Origin of the sequence: Streptomyces nojiriensis, assembly GCF_017639205.1 — a bacterium.
GTDB lineage: Bacteria > Actinomycetota > Actinomycetes > Streptomycetales > Streptomycetaceae > Streptomyces > Streptomyces nojiriensis.
The window spans coordinates 8,763,430-8,782,193 of the sequence record NZ_CP071139.1; the positions used below are offsets into that span (position 1 = coordinate 8,763,430).

Below are 18,764 nucleotides of genomic sequence, written 5' to 3' on the forward strand. Positions count from 1 at the left end.
GTTATCGTCCGAGGTATGCCCGAGCTCATAGCCCCCACCTCCGACCTGCACGCTTCCTGGCTCGCCGCGCAGCGGGAATGGGGACCGGACGCGCACCTGGACGGCGGCGGGCTCGGCTCCGACGACGACGTGGACACCCCGGAGGGTTTCGCCGCCTGGGTGGAGCGGCTGCGCCGCCAGTCGGACCGCACCCTGCCGGTCGACCACGGCCGGGTCCACGCGACGTACTGGTGGATCACTGAGGGCGACACCTACCTGGGCGCGATCGACCTGCGGCACTACCTGAACGGCTTCCTCCTCGACGCGGGCGGCCACATCGGCTACAGCGTCAGGCCCTCGGCGCGCCGCCGGGGCCTGGCCACCTGGGCCCTGGCGGCCGTCCTGCACGAGGCGCGCGTCCTGGGCATGGACCGGGTCCTGCTGACCTGCGACCCGGACAACGAGGCGTCGATCCGCACGATCGAGGGCAACGGCGGGGTACTGGAGGACATCCGCGAAACCCTGATCGGCCCCAAGCGGCGCTACTGGATCGACCTCTAGATCGACCTCCAGTACGTCGTGCACCCACGGGCATCCCCCGAGCCCCGTGTCGCTGCCCTGCCGTACGGCCGCGGTGGGTCGATAGTGGAACGGTGAGCGACAGGCCGGAGGGACCCGGGCCCGGTGGCGCCCAAGACGGCGCCGCCTGGTCCGGACGTGAAGGGGCGCGGGCATTCGCGGCGGTGGAGGCGGCCACGGACTGGCTGCTCGGGTATCCGTTCGTCTTCCGGGCCCTGGCCCGCCGGATCGGCGCCGGCGAGGTCCTGGTGGACTACGGATGCGGGCCGGGCAAGGTGGCCGACGAGGCGGCCCGGCGGCTGGGGGCGCGGGTGCTGGGGGTGGACACCTCCCCGGAGATGCTGGCGCTGGCCCGCGCCTCGGCGACTGCCGTCGCCGAGTACCACCTGGTCGAGGACGGACGGGTGACCGGCCTGCCCGACGGCTGCGCGGACGCGGTGATGTGCAACCACGTACTGGCGTCGCTGCCGACCGAGGAGGCCGTGCTCGGCGTGTTCACCGAGATCCGGCGGCTCCTGCGGCCGGGCGCCCCGTTCGTGCTGCTGGCCACCGATCCCGCGTGCAGCGGGACGGAGTACGCCTCTCTGCGGATCGGCGACCCGGGCGCGGTGTACGGGCCGGGCGACGAACTGACCGTACGACTCCGGCGCACGGACGGATCCTGGCAGGAGGTGCGCAACCACGCGTGGCCCGTCGCGGTCCTCCCGGCCCTGCTCGAGCGCGCCGGATTCCGGGACGCCGTCCAGTACCGGCCCACCGTCGACGAGGCACTGACCGTGGCCGACGCGGACTTCGCGGCCGGCCGTGCGTGGTCGGCGGAGCGGGCGCGACCGCCCCTGGTGATCACGACGGCGCTCGCGGCCTGATCGCACGGCCCTCGGTGTTAATGTCGCGCCATGTCGTCCAAGGCCGAAATAGACGTGGTGACCGCCGAGTTCTTCGGCGCCTTCGACAACCGGGGCGGCAAGGCCGCCGATCTGGACCGGATCCGGAGACTGGTCCTGCCGGGCGGAGTGATCACCATGACCGGCCCGCAGTTCACGGTCTGGACCGTGGAGGAGTTCCTCGAGCCGCGGCGCCGGTTGCTGGCCGCCGGCGGGCGCCTCGCCGAGTTCTCCGAGTGGGAGACCTCCGAACGGACCGAGATCGCGGGCGACATCGCGTCGCGGTTCGGCGAGTACCGCAAGTCCGGGCTCCTGGACGGCACACCGTTCGAGGGGGCGGGCACCAAGACGATCCAGTTCGTCCGCACCGCGGACGGTTGGCGGATCGCGGCCTTCGCCTGGTACGACCACCAGCCCTGATCGCTCCCGGCCGTGCCCGAGGAGGCCGGAACCGTGGTGGACATCGCGCCCACCGGCCACGGGATCCTGCGGCTGCACGCCTCACGCGACGGCGCCGGAGCCTGACCGGCCGGCTGCGACCGGCCTCTACCGGTCGGCCGGGGGCAGCGCGGTGCGGAGTCGGGTCAGCCAGTCGGCGGCGGAGCCCCGTACCCCGGGGTGGGCCGTGCAGAAGCGCTGCCACGCCCGCTCGTCCACCCGTACGCCGGCCGGGCTCGGCACTTTCCGCAGGGGCCGTTCCCGGCAGGCCTCCGCCAGCAGCACGGCGTCGTACAGGTCCTTGCACCGCGGACCGTCCTCGGCCGCCGCGTCCGCCACCAGCCACCGCAGCTTCCAGGCCAGCGACAGTTCGCGGCTCGCCGTCCGGGCCACCGTGACCCCGCCGTCGCCGCGCGGCACGGCCGTCCAGACGGGTGCCTCGGGGAGCCGTTCGTCGCGGGAGAAGTCCAGCTGCGCCACCCCCACCCGGCCGGAGTCCGCCCGCCACGGGATCAGGATCCTGATCCCGGCGGGCCCGTCCTCGCCGTTCGTGTACGCGTAGGCCCACGTCCCGTCGCGGCGCGCCCCGTCCGCGTCCAGCAGGACGCCCGCGGCGGCCCGTGGGCAGGCGCGGACCCGGTCCAGCAGGTCCTCGTACGGCGGGAAATCCGCAGGCTCCGGCTCCGGTTGCCAGACCAGGCCCTCCGGCGGGACGTGCGCGCGCAGCCCCCGCGTCTCGAACTCCTCCTCCCCGTCCGCCCAGATCTCGTAGCGGGCCGCACCGTCGGCGGCCTCCGGCCACTGCTGCACGGTGTCGTACGCCGCTACGTACGGGTGGGGGTGCCGCGGATCGACCGGGACCGGCGACGGCGGCGGCACGACGAAGTCGAGGTCACCCGGTGGCCGGGCCCGGCCACCGACCCACGCGGGCATGACCATGCTGCCGCGCAGGACCAGGTCGTCGCCCCACGCGGATTGCGAGATCAGCCGCAGGAGATGGTCGAGCGCGGCGCGGCCGGGCCCGGCCGCCGCCGGGTCGTTCACCGTCATGGGGCGACTTTAGGCGCGACCACCGACAGGGTGGGCCGGGCCCGGCGACGGCTCATTGGATCAGGCTGGTGTGCGGGTGCTCCGGGGACTCCGGGCAGACGTAGAGCTGCAGGTGGTCACCCTTGGAGACCTGCACCCCGGGCGGGTTCGACTCGATGTCGCCGCCCAGCCGGGCGACGGCCTGATCCTCGTACGGGATCCAGTTGCGGGTGCCACCGTCCCATTCGCCCGAGCAGATGGTCAGCAGCGGGACCATGCCGGCGTCACAGGCGGAGCAGAACCGGGGGACGGGATCGGTGAGGCCCCAGGGGGCCCAGCCGCCGACCTTCCAGCCGGGGGCGAGGGACAGATGGCTGCCGTAGTAGGACTCCGGGTAGGGGGCGTAGGAGCCGTCCACACCGGATCCGGCCGCCTGCCACCGGCTCCAGTCCTGCAGCTGCTCTCGCAACTCCCCGCTCAGTTCCATGGGGTTGGGGTACTCGGTGATCTGCTCCGGCGCGAGCACGCACGGCCGCGGCACGTATTCCTCGTACTCCACCGCGAACGGTCCGGGCGGCGCGGCGAGGACGTCGGTGACCTCGGCGGAGGACCGCCAGAACAGTGCGGTCGGAGGCTTGAGATCCGGCTCGTGCTCGAAGGGACACCACAGCACCTGGAGCAGGTCGGCCTGCCCCGGAGGCCGCAGCAGGGGTATGTCGCGCACGTACAGCTGGGCCACGGGCACCATGGGGTTGGGACCCGGGAACCATTCGAAGTCCGGATCGACGTGCACCTCGTACGCCTCGTACAGCCGGCTCACCTGGTCGTGCGGCTCGTGACAGTACGGCCACGGTTCGTCGGCGGGCCACAGCAGCGGCCCGCCGACCGAACTGTCGTGCGCCGACGGAGAACCGGGGCGGGGGTGCAACCGGATGGCCGGGCGTGCCAGCGGGGCCAGTCGGGGAAAGAGAGCGGTGACCTCGACCGGCCGCCGCGGGGTGGTGAAGGTGACGTCCATGAGTCCGATGCTGCCAGCACCCTCTGACAACGGGCCTGTTCGGAACGCCTAGAGGTGCGGCGTGCAGCAGCCGTCGCGCAGCATCTGGTCCAGTACCGCGCACCAGTCGGCCGGGTCCGGGGGTTCGGCGGACGGGGTGAAGGCACGCTCCAGGGACGGGCGTTCACGCACGCTCCCGCCGCGGACCGTCGCCCGTACGCGGACCAGGTCGTCGAAGTCGGTGAACGGATCGCCGTCGACCAGGGTGAGGTCGGCGATCCGGCCGGGCTCGACCGTGCCGAGCCGGTCCGCGACGCCGAACATCCGGGCCGGGGCCGAAGTCACCGTCGTCAGGGCCGCCGCGGGCGTCAGGCCGTAGCGGTGCAGGGCCCGCAGGGCGAGGTGGAGGTGGAGGCCCACGGGGGTGAGCGGTGCGTCGGTGCCCAGCGCGAGGCGCCCGCCGCCCTCGATGACACGGCGGTAGACGCCGACCTCCCGCTCCAGCGCCGCGCTCTGCTCCGCGCTCGGCGGCGCGGCGGCCGCGGCCCGGACGGCCGCCACGTCCCACGGCGGCATCAGGGACGCCACCCGCGGATCGTCGGCGAGCGCCGGATCGGCGCCGATCAGCGGGAGGGCCGTGAAGGGGGTGGCGATCAGGTCGAAACCGCCGCGCGTGTAGACCTCCAGCGTGTCCTGGTACGTGTACCCCCGCGGGGTCGCGCCGTGCCCGTACTCGGCCCGCTCGGTCGCCACCAGATGCGTGGTCAGGTCCTGGCCGGACCGGATGCCGGGGGCGCACAGATGGGAGCCGGCCAGGACACCGAGCCGCTCGTGCGCGAAGCGGGCCGCCTCGGCCATGTACGCGTACGGCGCCCGTACGTACGTCTTGACGAAGTCCCAGTCCAGCGCGGCGGCCCGGGCCAGCGAGCGGGCGAACCCGGCGCGCGTGCGATGGGCGCGCCCCATGCTGTAGGCCACCCGCGACCCGTCGAGCAGTTCCCCGCCCGCCAGCAGGCGGGGAGCGGCAAGCAGCCCGGCCCGGATGTCCTCGCGCAGCCGGGCCTGTTCATAGGCGGAACCGCCGAGCGAAGCCACGGTCGTGACCCCGTAGGCGAGGTGCAGCGCGCCCTGGCGCGCCCCGTAGGTGTACGGGTACGGATGGACGTGCGCGTCCCACAGGCCGGGCAGCACCGTGCCGTCGGAGCAGTCCACGGTGCGGGTGGCGCGGCGGCCCGGCCGGTGCGGCTCGACGGCGGTGATCCGGCCGCCGCCGATCAGGATGTCGACGTCGGGGCGGGGCGGGGTGCCGGTGGCGTCCCACAGCAGTCCCGCGTGCACGACGGTGTCGACGGGCGCGGGGCGCCGGTAGTTCAGGGAGACGGGCACGGTCCGCGGTGCTCCGGCCGGTGCGCCGGCCCCGTCGAGGGCGAGCAGGCGCAGCCGGGCACAGGACTGGTAGAGCAGGGTCCGGGAATCGGCGGACCACGAAGGGTGGTCGGCGGGCTCGTCGGTCAGGCGGCGGGCCGGTCCGGTCGGGGTGCCGTCGGGGCCGACGGGAAGCAGCCAGAGGGCCGACTCGCCGACGCAGGCCAGGAAGCGGCCGTCGGGGGACCAGACCGGGCCGGAGGCGTAGCGGTCCGCGAGTGAGGCGTGCGGGGCGAGGGCGTGCAGGCGGTCGGCCCCGGTGGCGGTGTCGACGATCCGGATGAGGTTGTAGCCCTCGCGGAAGCGCCGGCTGAGCCGGTTGCGGTCGCAGAGGGCGAGGTGGCGGCCGTCGGGCGACCAGCTGGGCGCGCCGGGCAGGCCGCCGCCGCCGAGGGCCGCGACCAGGGGGGTCTCCGTCACGGTCGTGAGGTCGCGGACGAGGAGCCGCCCGGCGAGGTCGAGGGCGGCGAGCCTCGTTCCGTCGGGCGACAGCACTCCGTAGACGCGCCCGCCAGGTGCCAGGACGCTCTCCCGGCCGCTGTCGAGTTCCCGGCGGCGCACGGTGTTCAGGCCGTCGCGGTCGTCGGTGTAGACCAGCGCGCGGCCGTCCGGGCTCCACACCGGACCCTGGACGTATGCGGTGACGGGGGCCTGGAGGATCTTGCGGGGCGCGCCGCCGGTGACGGGGGCGACCCACAGCGCGTTCAGTGCGGCGAAGGCGACACTGCGGCCGTCGGGGGAGAGGGCAGGCAGGTGGATGCCCCGGACCGGAAGGCTCCGTTCGGCCTCCAGGACGTACTCCTTGACCCGGTAGCGGGGCCGGGACACCTCGAGGGTGGCGTCGAGGGGGATCTCGTCGCCGTCGGCGGCGCCGTCCCGGTGGGGGCGGATCACCCGGAACCGGCCGTCGAGGGTGATCAGCAGCCGGTCGTCGCCGATCCAGCGCGGGGGAGCGGGGGCGAGGTCGCCGTCGAGGGGGACCGGACGGCCGTCCGCGAAGAGGGAGAGGGTCTCGGCCTTGCGGGGGCCGGGAGCCGCGGACAGCCAGGCGGTGCGTCCGGCAGGGGAGAGCGCGGGAGCCAGCAGCCTGCCGTCGGCGACGGTGTGCTCGACCCGGACCGGGCCCGCTCCCGGGTCCCCGGCACCGGATCCCGTGGCCACGGAGGCGATGGTCCGGGCGGTCAGGGTTTCCCCGGCGGGCGTGCCGCGTACGAACAGGACGCGCGAGCCGTCCGGCGACCAGACCGGGTCGAAGTCCTCCCACTCCCCGTCCTGGCCGGGACCGTCCTGCCCGGGCAGGCCCGTCAGCCGGCGCGGGCGGCCGCCGGCCACCGGGACGGTCCAGATCCGGTACGGGCTCCCGGCCAGCGGGTCGCCGCCGCGTTCGGAGCAGAAGGCGAGGGTGCGGCCGTCGGGCGACCAGGCGGGCGCGCGGTGGTCGAACGGGCCGTCGGTGAGCGGGCGCAGGCCGGAGCCGTCCGCGTTCATCACCCAGATGTGGAAGGTGCCGCCCCGGTAGGCGCTCATCGCCACCCGGCGGCCGTCGGGGGAGAGCACCGGGCGGCCGGGCTCCAGGTCGGGCGGGGTCAGCGGGGTCGCGGGCGAACCGTCCGGGGGCAGCGACCACACGACGCCCTGGACCTCGGCGACGACCCGGTCCCCGGTGGCGGAGGCGGTGGCCGCTCCGTTGGTCGCCCGCGTGAAGCGCAGCCCGACCAGGTCCCCGTCGGCGCCGCCCGGGACGGCCGCCGCGCCGGACGCGCGGCAGAGCAGCGCCGTCAGGGCGCCCGCCGAAGCGGCCTGCAGAACGGTCCTTCGCGCAACTCGCAACCCGATCACTCGCCCCGTACGTCGATGACTGCCCCGAACGTCCCGTCAGCCACGCAAACGATCACGACCCCGGTCGGGCAACGGGGCCGTGCGGGTGCGGTGGGAAAAGGGTTTGCCCCGGGTGGGCGGTCGGCGGTCGGATGGTGCTCCATGAGCACCGCACAGATGATGCATCCCGGCGCGCACCCCGTCGACGAGGCCCTCGTACGCCGTCTGATCGCAGGGCAGTTCCCCCGGTGGGCCGGGCTGACCGTGGAGCGGCTGCCGTCGGGCGGCACGGTCAACGAGATGTACCGGCTGGGCGACGGAATGGTCGTACGGCTGCCGATGCTGGCGGGCGGGGCCGAGGACGTGGCGACGGAGCGGGAATGGCTGCCCCGTCTCGCGCCCCGGCTGCCGACGGCCGTCCCCGAGCCGCTCGGGACCGGGGAGCCCGCGGCGGGCTACCCGTGGCCGTGGTCGGTGTACCGGTGGCTGGCGGGGGAGAACCCCGAGGCCGGGGCGCTGCGCGAGCCCGTGGCGCTGGCCCGTGACCTGGCCGCCTTCGTGGCGGCGATGCGGAGCGTCACCCTGCCGGGGAAACCCCCCAAGGCCTACCGCGGGGGGCCGCTCGCCCTGCTCGACGCGCCGACCCGGGCGGCGGTCGAGGAACTGCGGGGGATCTCGGCGGAGGGCGTCGACTGCGATGCCGTGGCCGCCGTATGGGAGGACGCGCTGCGGGCCCCGGAGTGGGACGGGCCGCCGGTGTGGGTGCACGCCGATCTGACGCCGGGCAACCTGCTGGTGGACGGGGGCAGGCTGACCTCGGTCATCGACTTCGGGTGCACGGGGGTGGGAGATCCCGCCTGCGATCTGTTTCCGGCGTGGAACCTGCTGCCGGCCGGAGCCAGGAAGGTCTTCCGCGCAGAGCTCGGCGTGGACGACGCGACCTGGCGCCGCGGCCGGGGGCGGACGCTCTCGCAGGCGCTGATCGCGCTGCCCTACTACCGCACGACGAATCCGGTGATGGCGGCCAACGCCCGGCACGTGATCCGGGAGGTGTTGGGAGAGGACCGAGGGTGAGGCCCGGCCGGGCACGGCGCAGGTGCGCCGTGCCCGGGCCCGGGCACGCCGTAGGGCGGTCGGGTGCGCTCAGGAACTGGCCGCGGCGGTGCAGGCCGCGCTGCCGCCGCAGAAGGTGACGTCCCAGTGGTTGCTCTCCCGGGCGTAGACGTTGCCCGCGGCGGAGCGGTAGCGGGCCGCGCCGTCGCCGCGGTTGGCGATCCGGGTGAAGCTGCCGGTGACGTAGTTGCTGACACAGCTGGTCGGATTGAAGTCGATCTTGTAGCCGTTCCAGTGGCTGTAGGTGCCCGAGGCGTGTCCCACCTCGGTGCCGCCCGTGATGGTGAGGGCGCAGTGGCTCGCGTTGCGCAGGGTGCTGACATCGCTGATGGTGGCGGCGTTGACCTGCTCCAGCGAGGTGCACGTGCCGTTGTTCCGGTCGCTGCAGCCACCGCTGGAGGACAGGCCGATGCCTCCCGTCGCGTTGAGCCTGCTCACGGCCGACGCATGGCTGAGCTTCGCCGGTGCGGCCTGCGCGGTGCCGGGAACGAGCAGGGCGACGAGGGCCGCAGTGGTGCCGACGAAGGCGGTGGCGAGGGTGCCGCTGACTCGACTGCGCATGAGGTTCTTCCCCTTCTCCGGATCGGTGTGCTGACGGCACACACTTCAGCAGCGGGGGTCGGGCCCGCGCAGGCCGAACACCACATCTGTCCGGTACGGGACGGTCAACGCCCGTCCTGGAGCCGGTCGCGCTGGAACTGGTGGGCGAGGGTGCGGCGTACCGAGGCCGAAACCGTCACCGGCGTGCCGGTCGCCGCCTTCGGCGGGACGTCGAGTCCGCGGCTGATCTCGTCGTACGCGGCCCGGAAGTCCGCGGGCAGCTCCGCGCGACGGAGCGTCAGGTCGTCTTCGAGGAGCCGCCGCAGCTCGTCGACGGTCCGGGGCGTGAAGCGCTTCCGGCCCCGCGCGAGGGCGTCGACGCAGCGGGCGCAGCGCGCGGCGTCGAGGGTCTCGGCGACCGCCTCCGCGAGCGCCCACAGGCGTCCTTCGAGCCAGGGGGTGTCGTACTGGTCGAGGGCGAGCCCCATCGGCGGCGCGGGGTCGCCGAGCGCGTACTTCGCCACCTGCTTGGACACGGCGGGCTGACTCATGCCGGCGATCCGGGCGATCGTGTCCTGGGTCCAGCCGAAGCCGGCGAACAGTTTGATCATCTCGGCGCGCAGCTTCCGCATCTCCTCACCCGCACGGATGACCTCGTTCATGCCGGCGAGCATCCGCGCGGCCTGTTCCTCGGTCAGCGTGCCGGGGGTCCGCGGCGCGCGCTCCCCACTCTCTCGGTCTGCCACGACTCGGTTATACACCGGGGCGCACCATCGACCATAACCCGGTTGTACAACCCGGTTATGACTGACAGGATCCGCGGCATGCCCACCTTCACCGCACCTGACGGAACCCGGCTCGCCTACCACGTCCACGGGAGCGGCGACCCGGTCGTCTGCGTCCCGGGCGGCCCCGCGGACTCGCGTTACCTCGGCGACCTCGGGGGTCTGTCCGCGCACCGCCGCCTGATCGTGCTGGACCTGCGCGGCACCGGCCGGTCCGGGGTTCCCGAGGACACCTCCTCCTACCGCTGCGACCGCCTCGTCGAGGACGTCGAGGCCCTGCGCGAGCACCTCGGTCTCGCCCGGATCGACCTGCTCGCCCACTCGGCCGGGGCGAACCTCGCCACGCAGTACGCGGCCCGGTACCCGGACCGGGTCCGCAGGCTCGCCCTGATCACCCCCGGCACCCGGGCCGTCGGCGTGGTCGTCACCGGGGAGAGCCGGCGGGAGCTCGCGCGGCTGCGGAAGGGCGAGGCGTGGTTCCCCGAGGCGTTCGCGGCGCTGGAGGCGATCACCGAGGGAACCGGCAGCGACTGGGACGCCATCAGCCCCTTCTTCCACGGCCGGTGGGACGACGCGGCCCGCCGGCACCAGGCCGCGGCCCGCCCGGACAACCCGGACGCCGTCACCCTCTTCGCGGCCGACGGCGCCTTCGACCCGCCGGCCACGCGCGCCGCGCTCACCACCTGGAGGAGCCCCGTGCTGCTGCTCGCGGGGGAGTTCGACCTGAACAGCCCCCCTCGGTCGGTGGCCGAGTTCGCCGAGCTGGTCCCGGGCGCCACGCTCGTCGTACAGCGGGGCGCGGGCCACTACCCCTGGCTCGACGACGCCGACCGGTTCGTGGCGACCACCGCGGCGTTCCTGGCGTAGCGACCGCTACGGGCCACGGCCATGGCCGCGGGGCGGTTCGGGCAGTGCGATGGCCCCGGCAGGATTCCCCCCGGCCGGGGCCATCATCGGGCAGGCGCGGCGTCCCGCGCGCCTACGCGATCACCAGAGCACGGGCAGGCGCTCCGGGATGCGCTTCATGAAGCGGGTACGCCACACGAGCTGGTCGACCGGCACGGCGAGGGCGAGATGGGGCATCTTCTCCAGCAGCACCTCGATGGCGATCTCGGTGTGCCGCTTGCCGAGCGCGGTGGCCGGGCAGTAGTGCTGTCCGCCGCCGAAGGAGAGGTGCGTGCCGGCGTTCGGCCGGTCGATGTCCGCGACGTGCGGGTCGGGGTACACGTCCGGGTCGGTGTTGGCGGCCTCAACCAGGACGAGCAGCAGCTCGCCCTTCTTCACCTCGACGTCGCCGAGGGTGACGTCCTCCAGCGCGAGCCGGGGCAGGCCGTCGGCGATCGACAGGTTGATGCGCAGGAGCTCGTCCACCGCGGCCGGGATCTTCTCCGGCTCCTTGCGCAGCCGCTCCCACATCTCGGGGTTCTGGAGGAGGGAGAAGATCGCCATGGTCAGGAAGCCCATGGTGGAGATGACCCCCGCGCCGAACAGGGTGACGCCCACGGTGGCGAGCATCTCGTCCGTCAGGTGGTCGTAGTCGGGGTCGTTGCGCAGGGCGGCGAGCTCGGAGATCAGGCCGGTGGTGGTGGGGTCGTCGAGGCGCTCCACCATGTAGGCGATGTCGCGGTCCCAGTTGAGCTTGGCGCCGGTGACCGGGCAGGCCGAGTTCATGAACGCGATGTCGAGGCTGGCCGCCAGGCGCGGCGCGTCGGACTCGGGGATGCCGAGGATGCGGCAGTGCAGGTTCTCGGCGTACGGGTTGGTGAACTGGCCGCGCAGGTCGACCGGCGCCCCGTGGCCCAGGAGGCCGTCGACCAGGCTGGTGGCCTGGGCGCGCATCCAATCAGTGAGCCCGTCCGTCTTCGGGTTGATCGCCTTGAGGACGGCCTTGCGCAGTCCCGCACCGGTGATGTTGCCCATGTTGTTGACGACCTCGGGCGGGATCGTCAGCGCGTACTGGCGGGGCGCACCGGGGGCCGAGGTGTCCTTCAGGCTGAACCGGGGATCCTCGAGGACCTGCTTGGCCAGCGGATAGGAGGACACGAGCCAGGCTTCGTCACCGGCTATCGTGCGCACCCGCTTCACCGGTTCGGCGCGCAGCTCCTCGATCTCGGTCGGCAGCTGGTCGCCGCGCGCGGAGAAGGGGAAGTCGAGCAGGGTGTCAGTGGACATCGGGAACTCCTTCGGCGGGGGTGATGATGGCGTGACCCTGGTTGCGCGAGGCGCGCAGGCCCGAGCCGCGTGAGTAGAGCAGTTCCGCCATGGGCAGGAGCTGGTGGTAGCAATTGAGGGAGGACGGCACGCCGAGGATGGCCGGCGTGTCGAGGAAGAGCGGCATTTCGGCGCAGACGTACTCCAGGCACACGTCGCGCTGCCGTGTGGTGGCGGCCTTCCCGTTCAGGACCTTGGACGAGAGGAACGCGTCGACCAGCGCGTTGCTGGTCTTGCGGAACTCCGGGTCGGTGTCCAGCAGGGTGGTCAGGTGGCTGTGGAGCGCCCGGTAGGCCGGGATGTCGGTGAGGGACGACATCGGGCGGGCACGGAGGCGGACGCCGGTGGGATCGGCCTCCGCGGCGGCGTTGTTCACCTTGGCACGGACGCCGCGCAGGTTCTTCACCGCCTTCCGTCGCGCTTCGTCCTCGCCGTAGCCGAGAGCCTCGTACATCTCGGCCACGTGCATGTCGGTGTAGATGAGGTCGACCTGCTCGAAGTTGCGCAGGCCCCAGTGGGCAAGGTCATTGACACGTTGGGCCGAGAAGTAACTGTTCCCCGGGGAAATACCTATGACGGCATGATCGCCTTCGGTGCTGATCACCTGGCAATGCGGGGTGTACGGCCGGACTGTGAAGACTTCGGTTGCTGTCGTCAACAGGGGTCGGGTCCTTTGTGCCGCTAGTCCCATGGGGCCCTGTGCCCCGGGTGTGGCGGCGACGTGAAGGAAAGCTACCCGAACTGTGAGCGACGTTCCATGTCTTCTGGGTAGTAACTCATCTGTCGGACAGGACAGTTGACCCGGGCATCTTTTGGCGGTGGCCGATTCGGCACTGGTGGCGGCCTGTTGGCTGCGTTTCACCGGGAGTTTCCGGAACGGCCACCGGTGGGAAATCGGTCGGCCGACCGGAATTCCGCCCGGCCGATTCCGGCTGATTCCGGCCGAGAGTCGGCGTTGACGGGCCGTCAACCTCAGCCGGTCCTGGGCACGACCGGTTTGTGGCCGGGATACACGTGATCGGGGGTGACGATGCTCGTGACCGCCTCGCCGAAGAGCGTGCTGGGCTCCTGGCCCTTGTACTGGCTGTCGGTGTTCAAGGCGATGACCATCGTCGCCTGCGCCGACGGCAGGTAGACGGGCAGGACCTCGTAGCCGGGGATCGAACCGTTGTGGCCGATCCAGCCCTGGACGTCGAAGATGCCCAGTCCGTAGCCGGCACCCGGAATGTCCATCGGGGTGGTCTTCAGGCGCTCCGCCTGGGTCGCGGGCTTCAGCAGCGTGCCGGTCGCGAGAGTACGGGCCCAGCTGCGCAGGTCCTGGAGGTCGGAGACCATCTCTCCGGCGGCCCACGCCCAGGACGGGTTCCAGCGGGTCGAGTCCTCGACCTTGCCCGAGGCCGTCTGGTCGGTGTAGCCGTGCGCGTAGGGCACCGGCAGGGCCGGGCTGGTCGGGAAGACCGTGCTGCGGAGCCCTGCCGGTCCCAGGACGTCCTGGGTGATGACCTCGTGGAGCGGCCGGCCGGTGATCTTCTCCACCACCAGGCCGAGCAGGATCAGGTTGGTGTTGCTGTAGTCGAACTCCGCGCCCGGTTCGAACTGCACCGGGTGCTTGAAGGAGTAGTCGAGCAACTGCCGCGGTGCGACGTACCGTTCCGGATCGGCCTGGAGCTGCGCGATGAAGTCCCCGTCCATGCTGTAGTTGAAGAGCCCGCTGCGCATGCCGGCCAGTTCCCGCAGGGTGATGCGGTCACCGTTCGGAACGCCTGTGACGTAGTCGCCGATGTGGTCGTCCAGGCCGACCTTCCCCTGGTCGACGAGCTGGAGGAGGGCGGTGACGGTGAACGTCTTGGTCTCACTGCCGATGCGCACGTGGAGGTCGGGAGTCATCGGCGCGCCGGTCGCCTTGTCCGCCACACCGAAGGACCGTACGTAGCTCCCCTTGCCGGGGGCCCACAGCCCGACCGTCACGCCCGGCACCTGCGCTTCGCGCATGACCCGACGCACGGCCGCGTCCAGTTGCGCCGCCACGGCCGGTGTGAGGGGTGTGAAGCCCGTATCGGTGTCCGCGGAAGCGGTGGGGGTGGGGGTGGGGGTGGGCGTGGGGGTGGCGGCGACGGTGGAGGCGGCAGCGGACCGCCCGGGAACGGACGCCCCGGATGCGGAGCCCGCGGCCGCCGGGGCGATGAGCACTCCTGTCGCAGCGGCCGCCGCGCAGGCCCGGCGCAGCCGGAGATGGATTGGCTTCACGGCATGGTCTCCTGCCGTCCGAGGGCCCCGGGCAACACCATCAGGCTAGGTCCCCGCGCCCCCGGTCGCGAGGTGGGCCGGCGGCCGCGCCGATCAGGGGGTGCCCGGCAGGCCGTGTCCGTACGGGGCGGTCACCGGCCCAGCGCGGAGCGCAGGGTGATCCCGTGGTGGCTGCGCAGGCGGCGGACCTCCCAGACCGAGAGCGCGGTCACCGACAGCGGGCCGCCGAGCATGAAGGTGTAGAGCACCTCCGGGGGCGCGGCGATGTCGGGGCCGTTGAAGACCTGGAAGGCGAAGAGCGACCAGACCAGCAGCGGCGAGAGCAGCGCCGGCAGCAGCTGGTGCACATCGGCGACCCTCAGGCACGTGAAGACGCAGGCGTAGCAGGAGACGAGCGTGTAGGGGACGGAGCAGATCAGCACGATGACGGCGGCGATCCAGCCGACGGCCAGGACGAGGAAGGCCAGGGCTGAGGAGATGAATCCGGGGCCGGTGATCGCCGAGAAGAAGTCCTTCAGGTCCCCACCGCTGATCAGCTCGCCCTTGAGGGTCGTGAAGGACAGCCACATGACCAGCGGACCACTGACGAGCAGCAGGGCCGCGCTCAGCGGCCTGCGCAGCCGCTCGGCGAAGTCACGGCGCCGGCCGGGGGTGCTCGCGACGAGGAAGACGGTGATGCCGATGAGGCTGCCGACCGCCAGGACACCGCAGGCGAGGGCCAGTTCGACGAGCTTGCCGAGGACGAACTCCTCGCCGCCGCTGCTCAGCGGGTACGCCACGACCAGCCAGACGGCGGCGACGAGGCCGAGGACGGTCCGCCCGCGCTGCGCCCAGGTGATGAGCTTGTCCTGCACGTGCTCGGCCATGGGGGAGTATTCGAATTCCACCGTCCAGGACCGGAAGAACGCCTTCACCGCGCCGCCGGGCTCCGTCCGGCTCCCGAATACCGCTCTGGTCCCGCTCACTTGTTCTCGCTCCCCCGGTAACGCGCGTGCTCCGCAAGGTCCGTGGGGCAGTTGGGCACCGCCACGAACGTCGAACACCTTATCGGGTCACGGCCGGAGCCCCTCAGGGGGCGCCGGAATCGCCGTCCGGGGTGGTCGGGCTTTCGACGCGGCGGTTGTGACGGCGGCGCACCAGCTCAGTGGAGGGCAGTACCGCTGCCAGGAAGACTGCGAGACTCGCCCAGAGCGGCAGCACATTGTTGAGCAGTGCCAGGCTCAGGCCCAGCGCGAACCCGTAGGCCAGTTCGGTTCGGAACGAAACGATTTCGTGGTCGAGGAATGTCGGGCTGATGTATCGATCTTGGCGGACGGTCTTCGAGATTTTTCGCATGTAGACGATGCTGGCGAATACTGCGAGGGCTGCGGCGCCGATGATCGTCACGATGTGCATGAGTTTCTCCTGTTCGATCCGGAGGAATTCCCCCTTCCAGGGAAAAGGACAGGAAAGGGCACGTCGCGACCCGAAATCCCGTGGCTTGACATGTGGCCTAGGCTTCCGCCGTGACCAGCGCAGAAACGACCCGGCGACGGATGATGGGCGTCGGCCTCGGTGTCCTGGCGGGGGTGGCGGCCGGCTGCTCGGGGGGTTCCGGACCGGTACGGCGGCTGCGGCTCGCCACGGGTCCCGAGGGCGGGCCCTACAACGCGTTCGGGCGGGCCCTCGCGCAGGCCGTCGCCGCGAGCGGCCGCCGGATCGAGATCGTCCCGGTGAGCACCGCGGCCAGCGTGGACAACCTGCGGAAGCTCGGTGACGGCTCCGTCGAGCTGGCCCTGGCCATGGCGGACGTGTCCGAGGACGCGGTGCTGGGGCGGGAGCCGTTCCCCGGGCCGACCGCCGTGACGGCCCTGGCCAGGATCTACGTGAACTACACGCACCTGCTCGTGCCGGCGGACGGACCGGTGCGCTCGGTGCGGGATCTCGCCGGGCGCCCGGTCGCGGCGGGCGCCGCTGGCTCGGGGGTGCAGGTGGTGGCGGAACGGGTCCTGCGGGCGGCCGGGCTGAGCGGCGCATCCGCACCCGCATCCGCATCGGCATCCGCACCCGCATCGGCATCCGCACCGGCACCGGCCCCCGCGGACGAGCGGCAGCTGGGCCTCGCCGCCTCCGTGAGCGCCCTGCGCGAGGGCTCGGTGGACGCGCTGTTCTGGTCCGGCGGGGTGCCCACACCGGCCCTGGCGGACCTGGCGCGCGAGCTGCCGTTGCGCTTCCTGCCGCTCGACGCCCACGTCGGAGCGCTGCGGGAGCGCCACGGCCCCGTCTACTCGGCGGTCACGCTGCCGGCCGGCGTGTACGGGCTGACGGAGCCGGTGGGAACCATCGGGGTCGGCAACTACCTCCTGGCACGGGCCGACGTACCGCCGGGCGCGGCCCGTGACCTGCTCCAGGTGGTGTTCGAGCGGTGGCGCGACCTGCTGCGGGAGGTGACGGCGGGGGCCCGGCTGGAGCCCCGCTTCGCCATCTCCACCGGCGAGGTGCCGCTCCACCCGGGCGCGGCCGCCCACTACCGCGCGGTGTACGGCTGAGACCTCACTCAGGGGGAGGAGGGGACGGCAGCCGGAGCTCCACCACCAGGCCGTGCGGCTCGTTGCCGCGGACGTCGAGCCGGCCGCCGCTGATCCGGGCGATCTCGTCGGCGATCGCCAGCCCCAGACCGCTGCCGGGGACGTTCTGGTGCTCCGGGGCGCGCGCGAAACGGCGGAGCAGCAGGGGCAGTTGCTCCTGCGGTACCCCCGGGCCGTCGTCCGCGACCCGTACGACACAGACGGCGCTCCCGTCCGCCGCGCGCGCGGCGCGCACCTCGACGCGGCCGCCGCGCGGAACGAACTTCACGGCGTTGTCGAGGAGCGCGTCGAGGATCCGGCCCGCCGCGTCGGGCAGGGCGCGCGCCCGCAGGCCCTCCGCGAGGCCGGTGGCCACGAGCTCCACCCCCGCGGCGTGGAAGACCGGGGTCCAGGCCGTCACCCGGTCCCGTACCGCCCGCGATACGTCTTCGTCGCCCAGTTCCGCCGCGCCCGACTCCACCCGGGCCAGTGCCAGGAGGCCGTCGAGCAGCTCCTCCAGGCGCTCCGCCTCGTCCAGCGCGCGGCCGTGCTCGGCCAGGCCCGGCCCGGGTGCGATGTGCGGCTCGACGTTCTCCAGCTGCAGCACCAGGGTGGCCAGCGGATTGCGCAGCTGGTGGGAGGCGTCGGCGACGAAGTCGCGCTGGCGGCCGATCGAGTCGGCCAGCGCCTCCGCCATGGTGTTGAAGTGCTGCCGCAGACGGCGCAGTTCCGGCGGACCGGTGGCGGACACGGCCCGGGCCTGCAGGCTGCCGGCGGTCAGTCGCCCGACCGCCCGGTCCAGGTCCAGTACCGGGCGCAGCAGCCAGCGAGTGATCCCGGCCGCGACCAGAGCGGCTGCCGCGAAGGCCCCGAACGCCCCGACCGCGATGAGCGACCAGCGCACCGTCACGTCCCGGCGGGCGGCCCCGGTGGGCACGGCCATCAGGACCGCCCCGCTCACCCGCTCGTCCCGGCCCACCGGTTCGGCCAGCACCACCGTGCGCGGTCCCCAGGGACGCAGGGTGGGCAGCCGGTCGGTCGAGCGGCCCGTCAGGGCACGGCGACGGGCCTGCGCCCCTTCGGAGGGGCCGCCCGTGACGGAGCCGGCGCCGGAGTCGGCGACATCGTCGGCGTCGGTGGCCGCGCTCGTGGCGGCCTCGGCCGCCGCTCCGGTCCCGGCCCGGGCCACCGTCGCCCCCGCGGAGTCGACCACGACCACCCCGGCCCCGTACAGCTGGGCGTAGCGGCGGATCTCGGCCGAGAGCTCCGCCCGGTCGGCGGCGGTGCGCATCCGGTCGGCGAGGTCGGCGAACCGTACGGCCTCCGAACGCCGCTGCAGGAGCAGGTGCTCGGTGCGCCCGCGCGCGTAGGCGTCGGCCAGCGGGACGCAGAGCAGCAGCGCGGCCACCCCCATGAGCACCATCAGCACCGCCAGCAGCCTGCGCCTCACCGCTCGCCGCCCCGCGGGTCCGGGAAGCCGAGCTGGTAGCCGAACCCCCGGACCGTACGCACCAGGCCGGAGCGGCCGGTCTTGGCGCGGATGCCCGCCACATGGACGTCCAGGGAGCGGGAGGCCGCGAGGAAGGCGTCACCCCAGATCCGGTCCAGGATCACCTCGCGGGAGTGCACCTCGTCCGGGCGGGCGGCCAGGAAGGCGAGGACGTCGAACTCGCGTCGGGTGAGGCGCACCTCCGCGCCCGCCACGGTGACGGTACGACCCGCGAGGTCCACCTCGACATCGCCGGTGCGCACGGGCCGGTACCCGGTCGCGGCGGGGTCCGAACGGCCCGGCTGCGGGTCCGTCCGGCGGCGTACGGAGTCGATGCGGGCCATCAGCTCGGCCATCCGGAACGGCTTGACCACGTAGTCGTCGGCCCCCGCCCGCAGCCCCTGGACGATGTCGCGCTCCTCGCAGCGCGCGGTCACCACGATCAGGGGCGCGTCGCAGACGGTCCGCAGCCGCCGCAGCAGCTCCAGCCCGTCGAGGTCGGGAAGGCCCAGGTCGAGCAGGACGAACTCGGCCTCGCGGACGTGCCGCAGGGCGTCCAGGGCGCGCCCGACCCGCCGGACGGTGTGCCCGCGCAGGGCGAGGGCCGTGCCGAGGGCCTGGGCCATGCGATCGTCGTCCTCGACGAGCAGCGCGTGCATAGACAGTCCCTCGCGACCTGTGACC

18 protein-coding genes are annotated in these 18,764 nt (G+C 73.1%); 6 read left to right on the forward strand and 12 right to left on the reverse strand.

Going from position 1 to position 18,764, the window contains the following annotated elements; translation table 11 throughout:
- Positions 1-15: 15 nt before the first annotated feature.
- The 3 genes from JYK04_RS39650 to JYK04_RS39660 all read left to right on the forward strand — a co-directional run bounded on the left by JYK04_RS39650 (position 16) and on the right by JYK04_RS39660 (position 1,862).
- The gene (locus tag JYK04_RS39650) at positions 16-540 is read left to right on the forward strand and encodes a GNAT family N-acetyltransferase (protein ID WP_189744867.1); all 525 of its coding nucleotides are present in this window, start codon (positions 16-18) and stop codon (positions 538-540) included.
- Between the two features lie 92 nt (positions 541-632).
- Complete coding sequence (locus JYK04_RS39655; RefSeq protein WP_189744869.1) at positions 633-1,424, forward strand: class I SAM-dependent methyltransferase; 792 nt, start codon at positions 633-635, stop codon at positions 1,422-1,424.
- A gap of 30 nt (positions 1,425-1,454) precedes the next feature.
- Positions 1,455-1,862 (forward strand): Cif family virulence factor, encoded by a 408-nt coding sequence (locus JYK04_RS39660; RefSeq protein ID WP_189744871.1) that lies wholly within the window; start codon positions 1,455-1,457, stop codon positions 1,860-1,862.
- Positions 1,863-1,988: 126 nt separating this feature from the next.
- Here the strand turns inward: JYK04_RS39660 and JYK04_RS39665 are convergent, their stop codons facing one another.
- Genes JYK04_RS39665 through JYK04_RS39675 form a run of 3 tightly spaced genes read right to left on the reverse strand, consistent with a single transcriptional unit; the run spans position 1,989 to position 7,170 of the window.
- Positions 1,989-2,930: a nucleotidyl transferase AbiEii/AbiGii toxin family protein gene (locus JYK04_RS39665; protein WP_189744873.1), complete on the reverse strand. Its 942-nt coding sequence runs from the start codon at positions 2,928-2,930 to the stop codon at positions 1,989-1,991.
- A 52-nt stretch (positions 2,931-2,982) separates the two neighbouring features.
- On the reverse strand, positions 2,983-3,927 hold the full coding sequence (locus JYK04_RS39670) for a YwqG family protein (RefSeq protein ID WP_189744875.1): 945 nt from the start codon (positions 3,925-3,927) through the stop codon (positions 2,983-2,985).
- Between the two features lie 48 nt (positions 3,928-3,975).
- Positions 3,976-7,170, reverse strand: a complete 3,195-nt coding sequence (locus JYK04_RS39675; protein WP_189744876.1) for an amidohydrolase family protein — start codon at positions 7,168-7,170, stop codon at positions 3,976-3,978.
- Between the two features lie 141 nt (positions 7,171-7,311).
- Here JYK04_RS39675 and JYK04_RS39680 point away from each other — a divergent pair, with 141 nt between their 5' ends.
- Positions 7,312-8,223 carry an aminoglycoside phosphotransferase family protein gene (locus tag JYK04_RS39680; RefSeq protein WP_202185975.1) on the forward strand — a complete coding sequence of 304 codons (912 nt, stop codon included), beginning with the start codon at positions 7,312-7,314 and terminating at the stop codon, positions 8,221-8,223.
- A gap of 69 nt (positions 8,224-8,292) precedes the next feature.
- On the opposite strand, the gene JYK04_RS39685 is transcribed toward JYK04_RS39680, so the two are convergent.
- Positions 8,293-8,823 carry a hypothetical protein gene (locus tag JYK04_RS39685; RefSeq protein WP_189744878.1) on the reverse strand — a complete coding sequence of 177 codons (531 nt, stop codon included), beginning with the start codon at positions 8,821-8,823 and terminating at the stop codon, positions 8,293-8,295.
- 104 nt (positions 8,824-8,927) lie between these two features.
- A complete protein-coding gene (locus tag JYK04_RS39690; protein WP_189744880.1) occupies positions 8,928-9,548 on the reverse strand; it encodes a sigma-70 family RNA polymerase sigma factor in 621 nt (206 codons plus the stop codon).
- Positions 9,549-9,626: 78 nt separating this feature from the next.
- Here JYK04_RS39690 and JYK04_RS39695 point away from each other — a divergent pair, with 78 nt between their 5' ends.
- Complete coding sequence (locus tag JYK04_RS39695; RefSeq protein ID WP_189745051.1) at positions 9,627-10,454, forward strand: alpha/beta fold hydrolase; 828 nt, start codon at positions 9,627-9,629, stop codon at positions 10,452-10,454.
- 120 nt (positions 10,455-10,574) lie between these two features.
- Here JYK04_RS39695 and JYK04_RS39700 read toward each other — a convergent pair whose 3' ends face one another.
- From JYK04_RS39700 to JYK04_RS39720, 5 genes are all read right to left on the reverse strand, one after another.
- Positions 10,575-11,759 carry a cytochrome P450 gene (locus tag JYK04_RS39700; RefSeq protein WP_189744882.1) on the reverse strand — a complete coding sequence of 395 codons (1,185 nt, stop codon included), beginning with the start codon at positions 11,757-11,759 and terminating at the stop codon, positions 10,575-10,577.
- Positions 11,749-12,489 (reverse strand): cyclodityrosine synthase, encoded by a 741-nt coding sequence (locus JYK04_RS39705; RefSeq protein ID WP_189744884.1) that lies wholly within the window; start codon positions 12,487-12,489, stop codon positions 11,749-11,751. The genes JYK04_RS39700 and JYK04_RS39705 overlap by 11 nt, the downstream gene beginning before the upstream one ends.
- A gap of 281 nt (positions 12,490-12,770) precedes the next feature.
- Positions 12,771-14,045 carry a serine hydrolase domain-containing protein gene (locus JYK04_RS39710; RefSeq protein ID WP_229876689.1) on the reverse strand — a complete coding sequence of 425 codons (1,275 nt, stop codon included), beginning with the start codon at positions 14,043-14,045 and terminating at the stop codon, positions 12,771-12,773.
- A gap of 131 nt (positions 14,046-14,176) precedes the next feature.
- Positions 14,177-15,010: a hypothetical protein gene (locus tag JYK04_RS39715; protein WP_189744886.1), complete on the reverse strand. Its 834-nt coding sequence runs from the start codon at positions 15,008-15,010 to the stop codon at positions 14,177-14,179.
- A 103-nt stretch (positions 15,011-15,113) separates the two neighbouring features.
- Positions 15,114-15,440 (reverse strand): hypothetical protein, encoded by a 327-nt coding sequence (locus JYK04_RS39720; RefSeq protein WP_189744889.1) that lies wholly within the window; start codon positions 15,438-15,440, stop codon positions 15,114-15,116.
- 110 nt (positions 15,441-15,550) lie between these two features.
- Between JYK04_RS39720 and JYK04_RS39725 the strand changes: the two genes are divergently transcribed.
- Entirely contained in the window at positions 15,551-16,573 is a 1,023-nt protein-coding gene (locus tag JYK04_RS39725; RefSeq protein WP_229876690.1) for a TAXI family TRAP transporter solute-binding subunit, read from the forward strand.
- Positions 16,574-16,577: 4 nt separating this feature from the next.
- On the opposite strand, the gene JYK04_RS39730 is transcribed toward JYK04_RS39725, so the two are convergent.
- On the reverse strand, positions 16,578-18,041 hold the full coding sequence (locus JYK04_RS39730; RefSeq protein WP_202185976.1) for a sensor histidine kinase: 1,464 nt from the start codon (positions 18,039-18,041) through the stop codon (positions 16,578-16,580).
- Positions 18,038-18,739 (reverse strand): response regulator transcription factor, encoded by a 702-nt coding sequence (locus JYK04_RS39735; RefSeq protein ID WP_189744891.1) that lies wholly within the window; start codon positions 18,737-18,739, stop codon positions 18,038-18,040. The genes JYK04_RS39730 and JYK04_RS39735 overlap by 4 nt, the downstream gene beginning before the upstream one ends.
- Positions 18,740-18,764 lie beyond the last annotated feature (25 nt).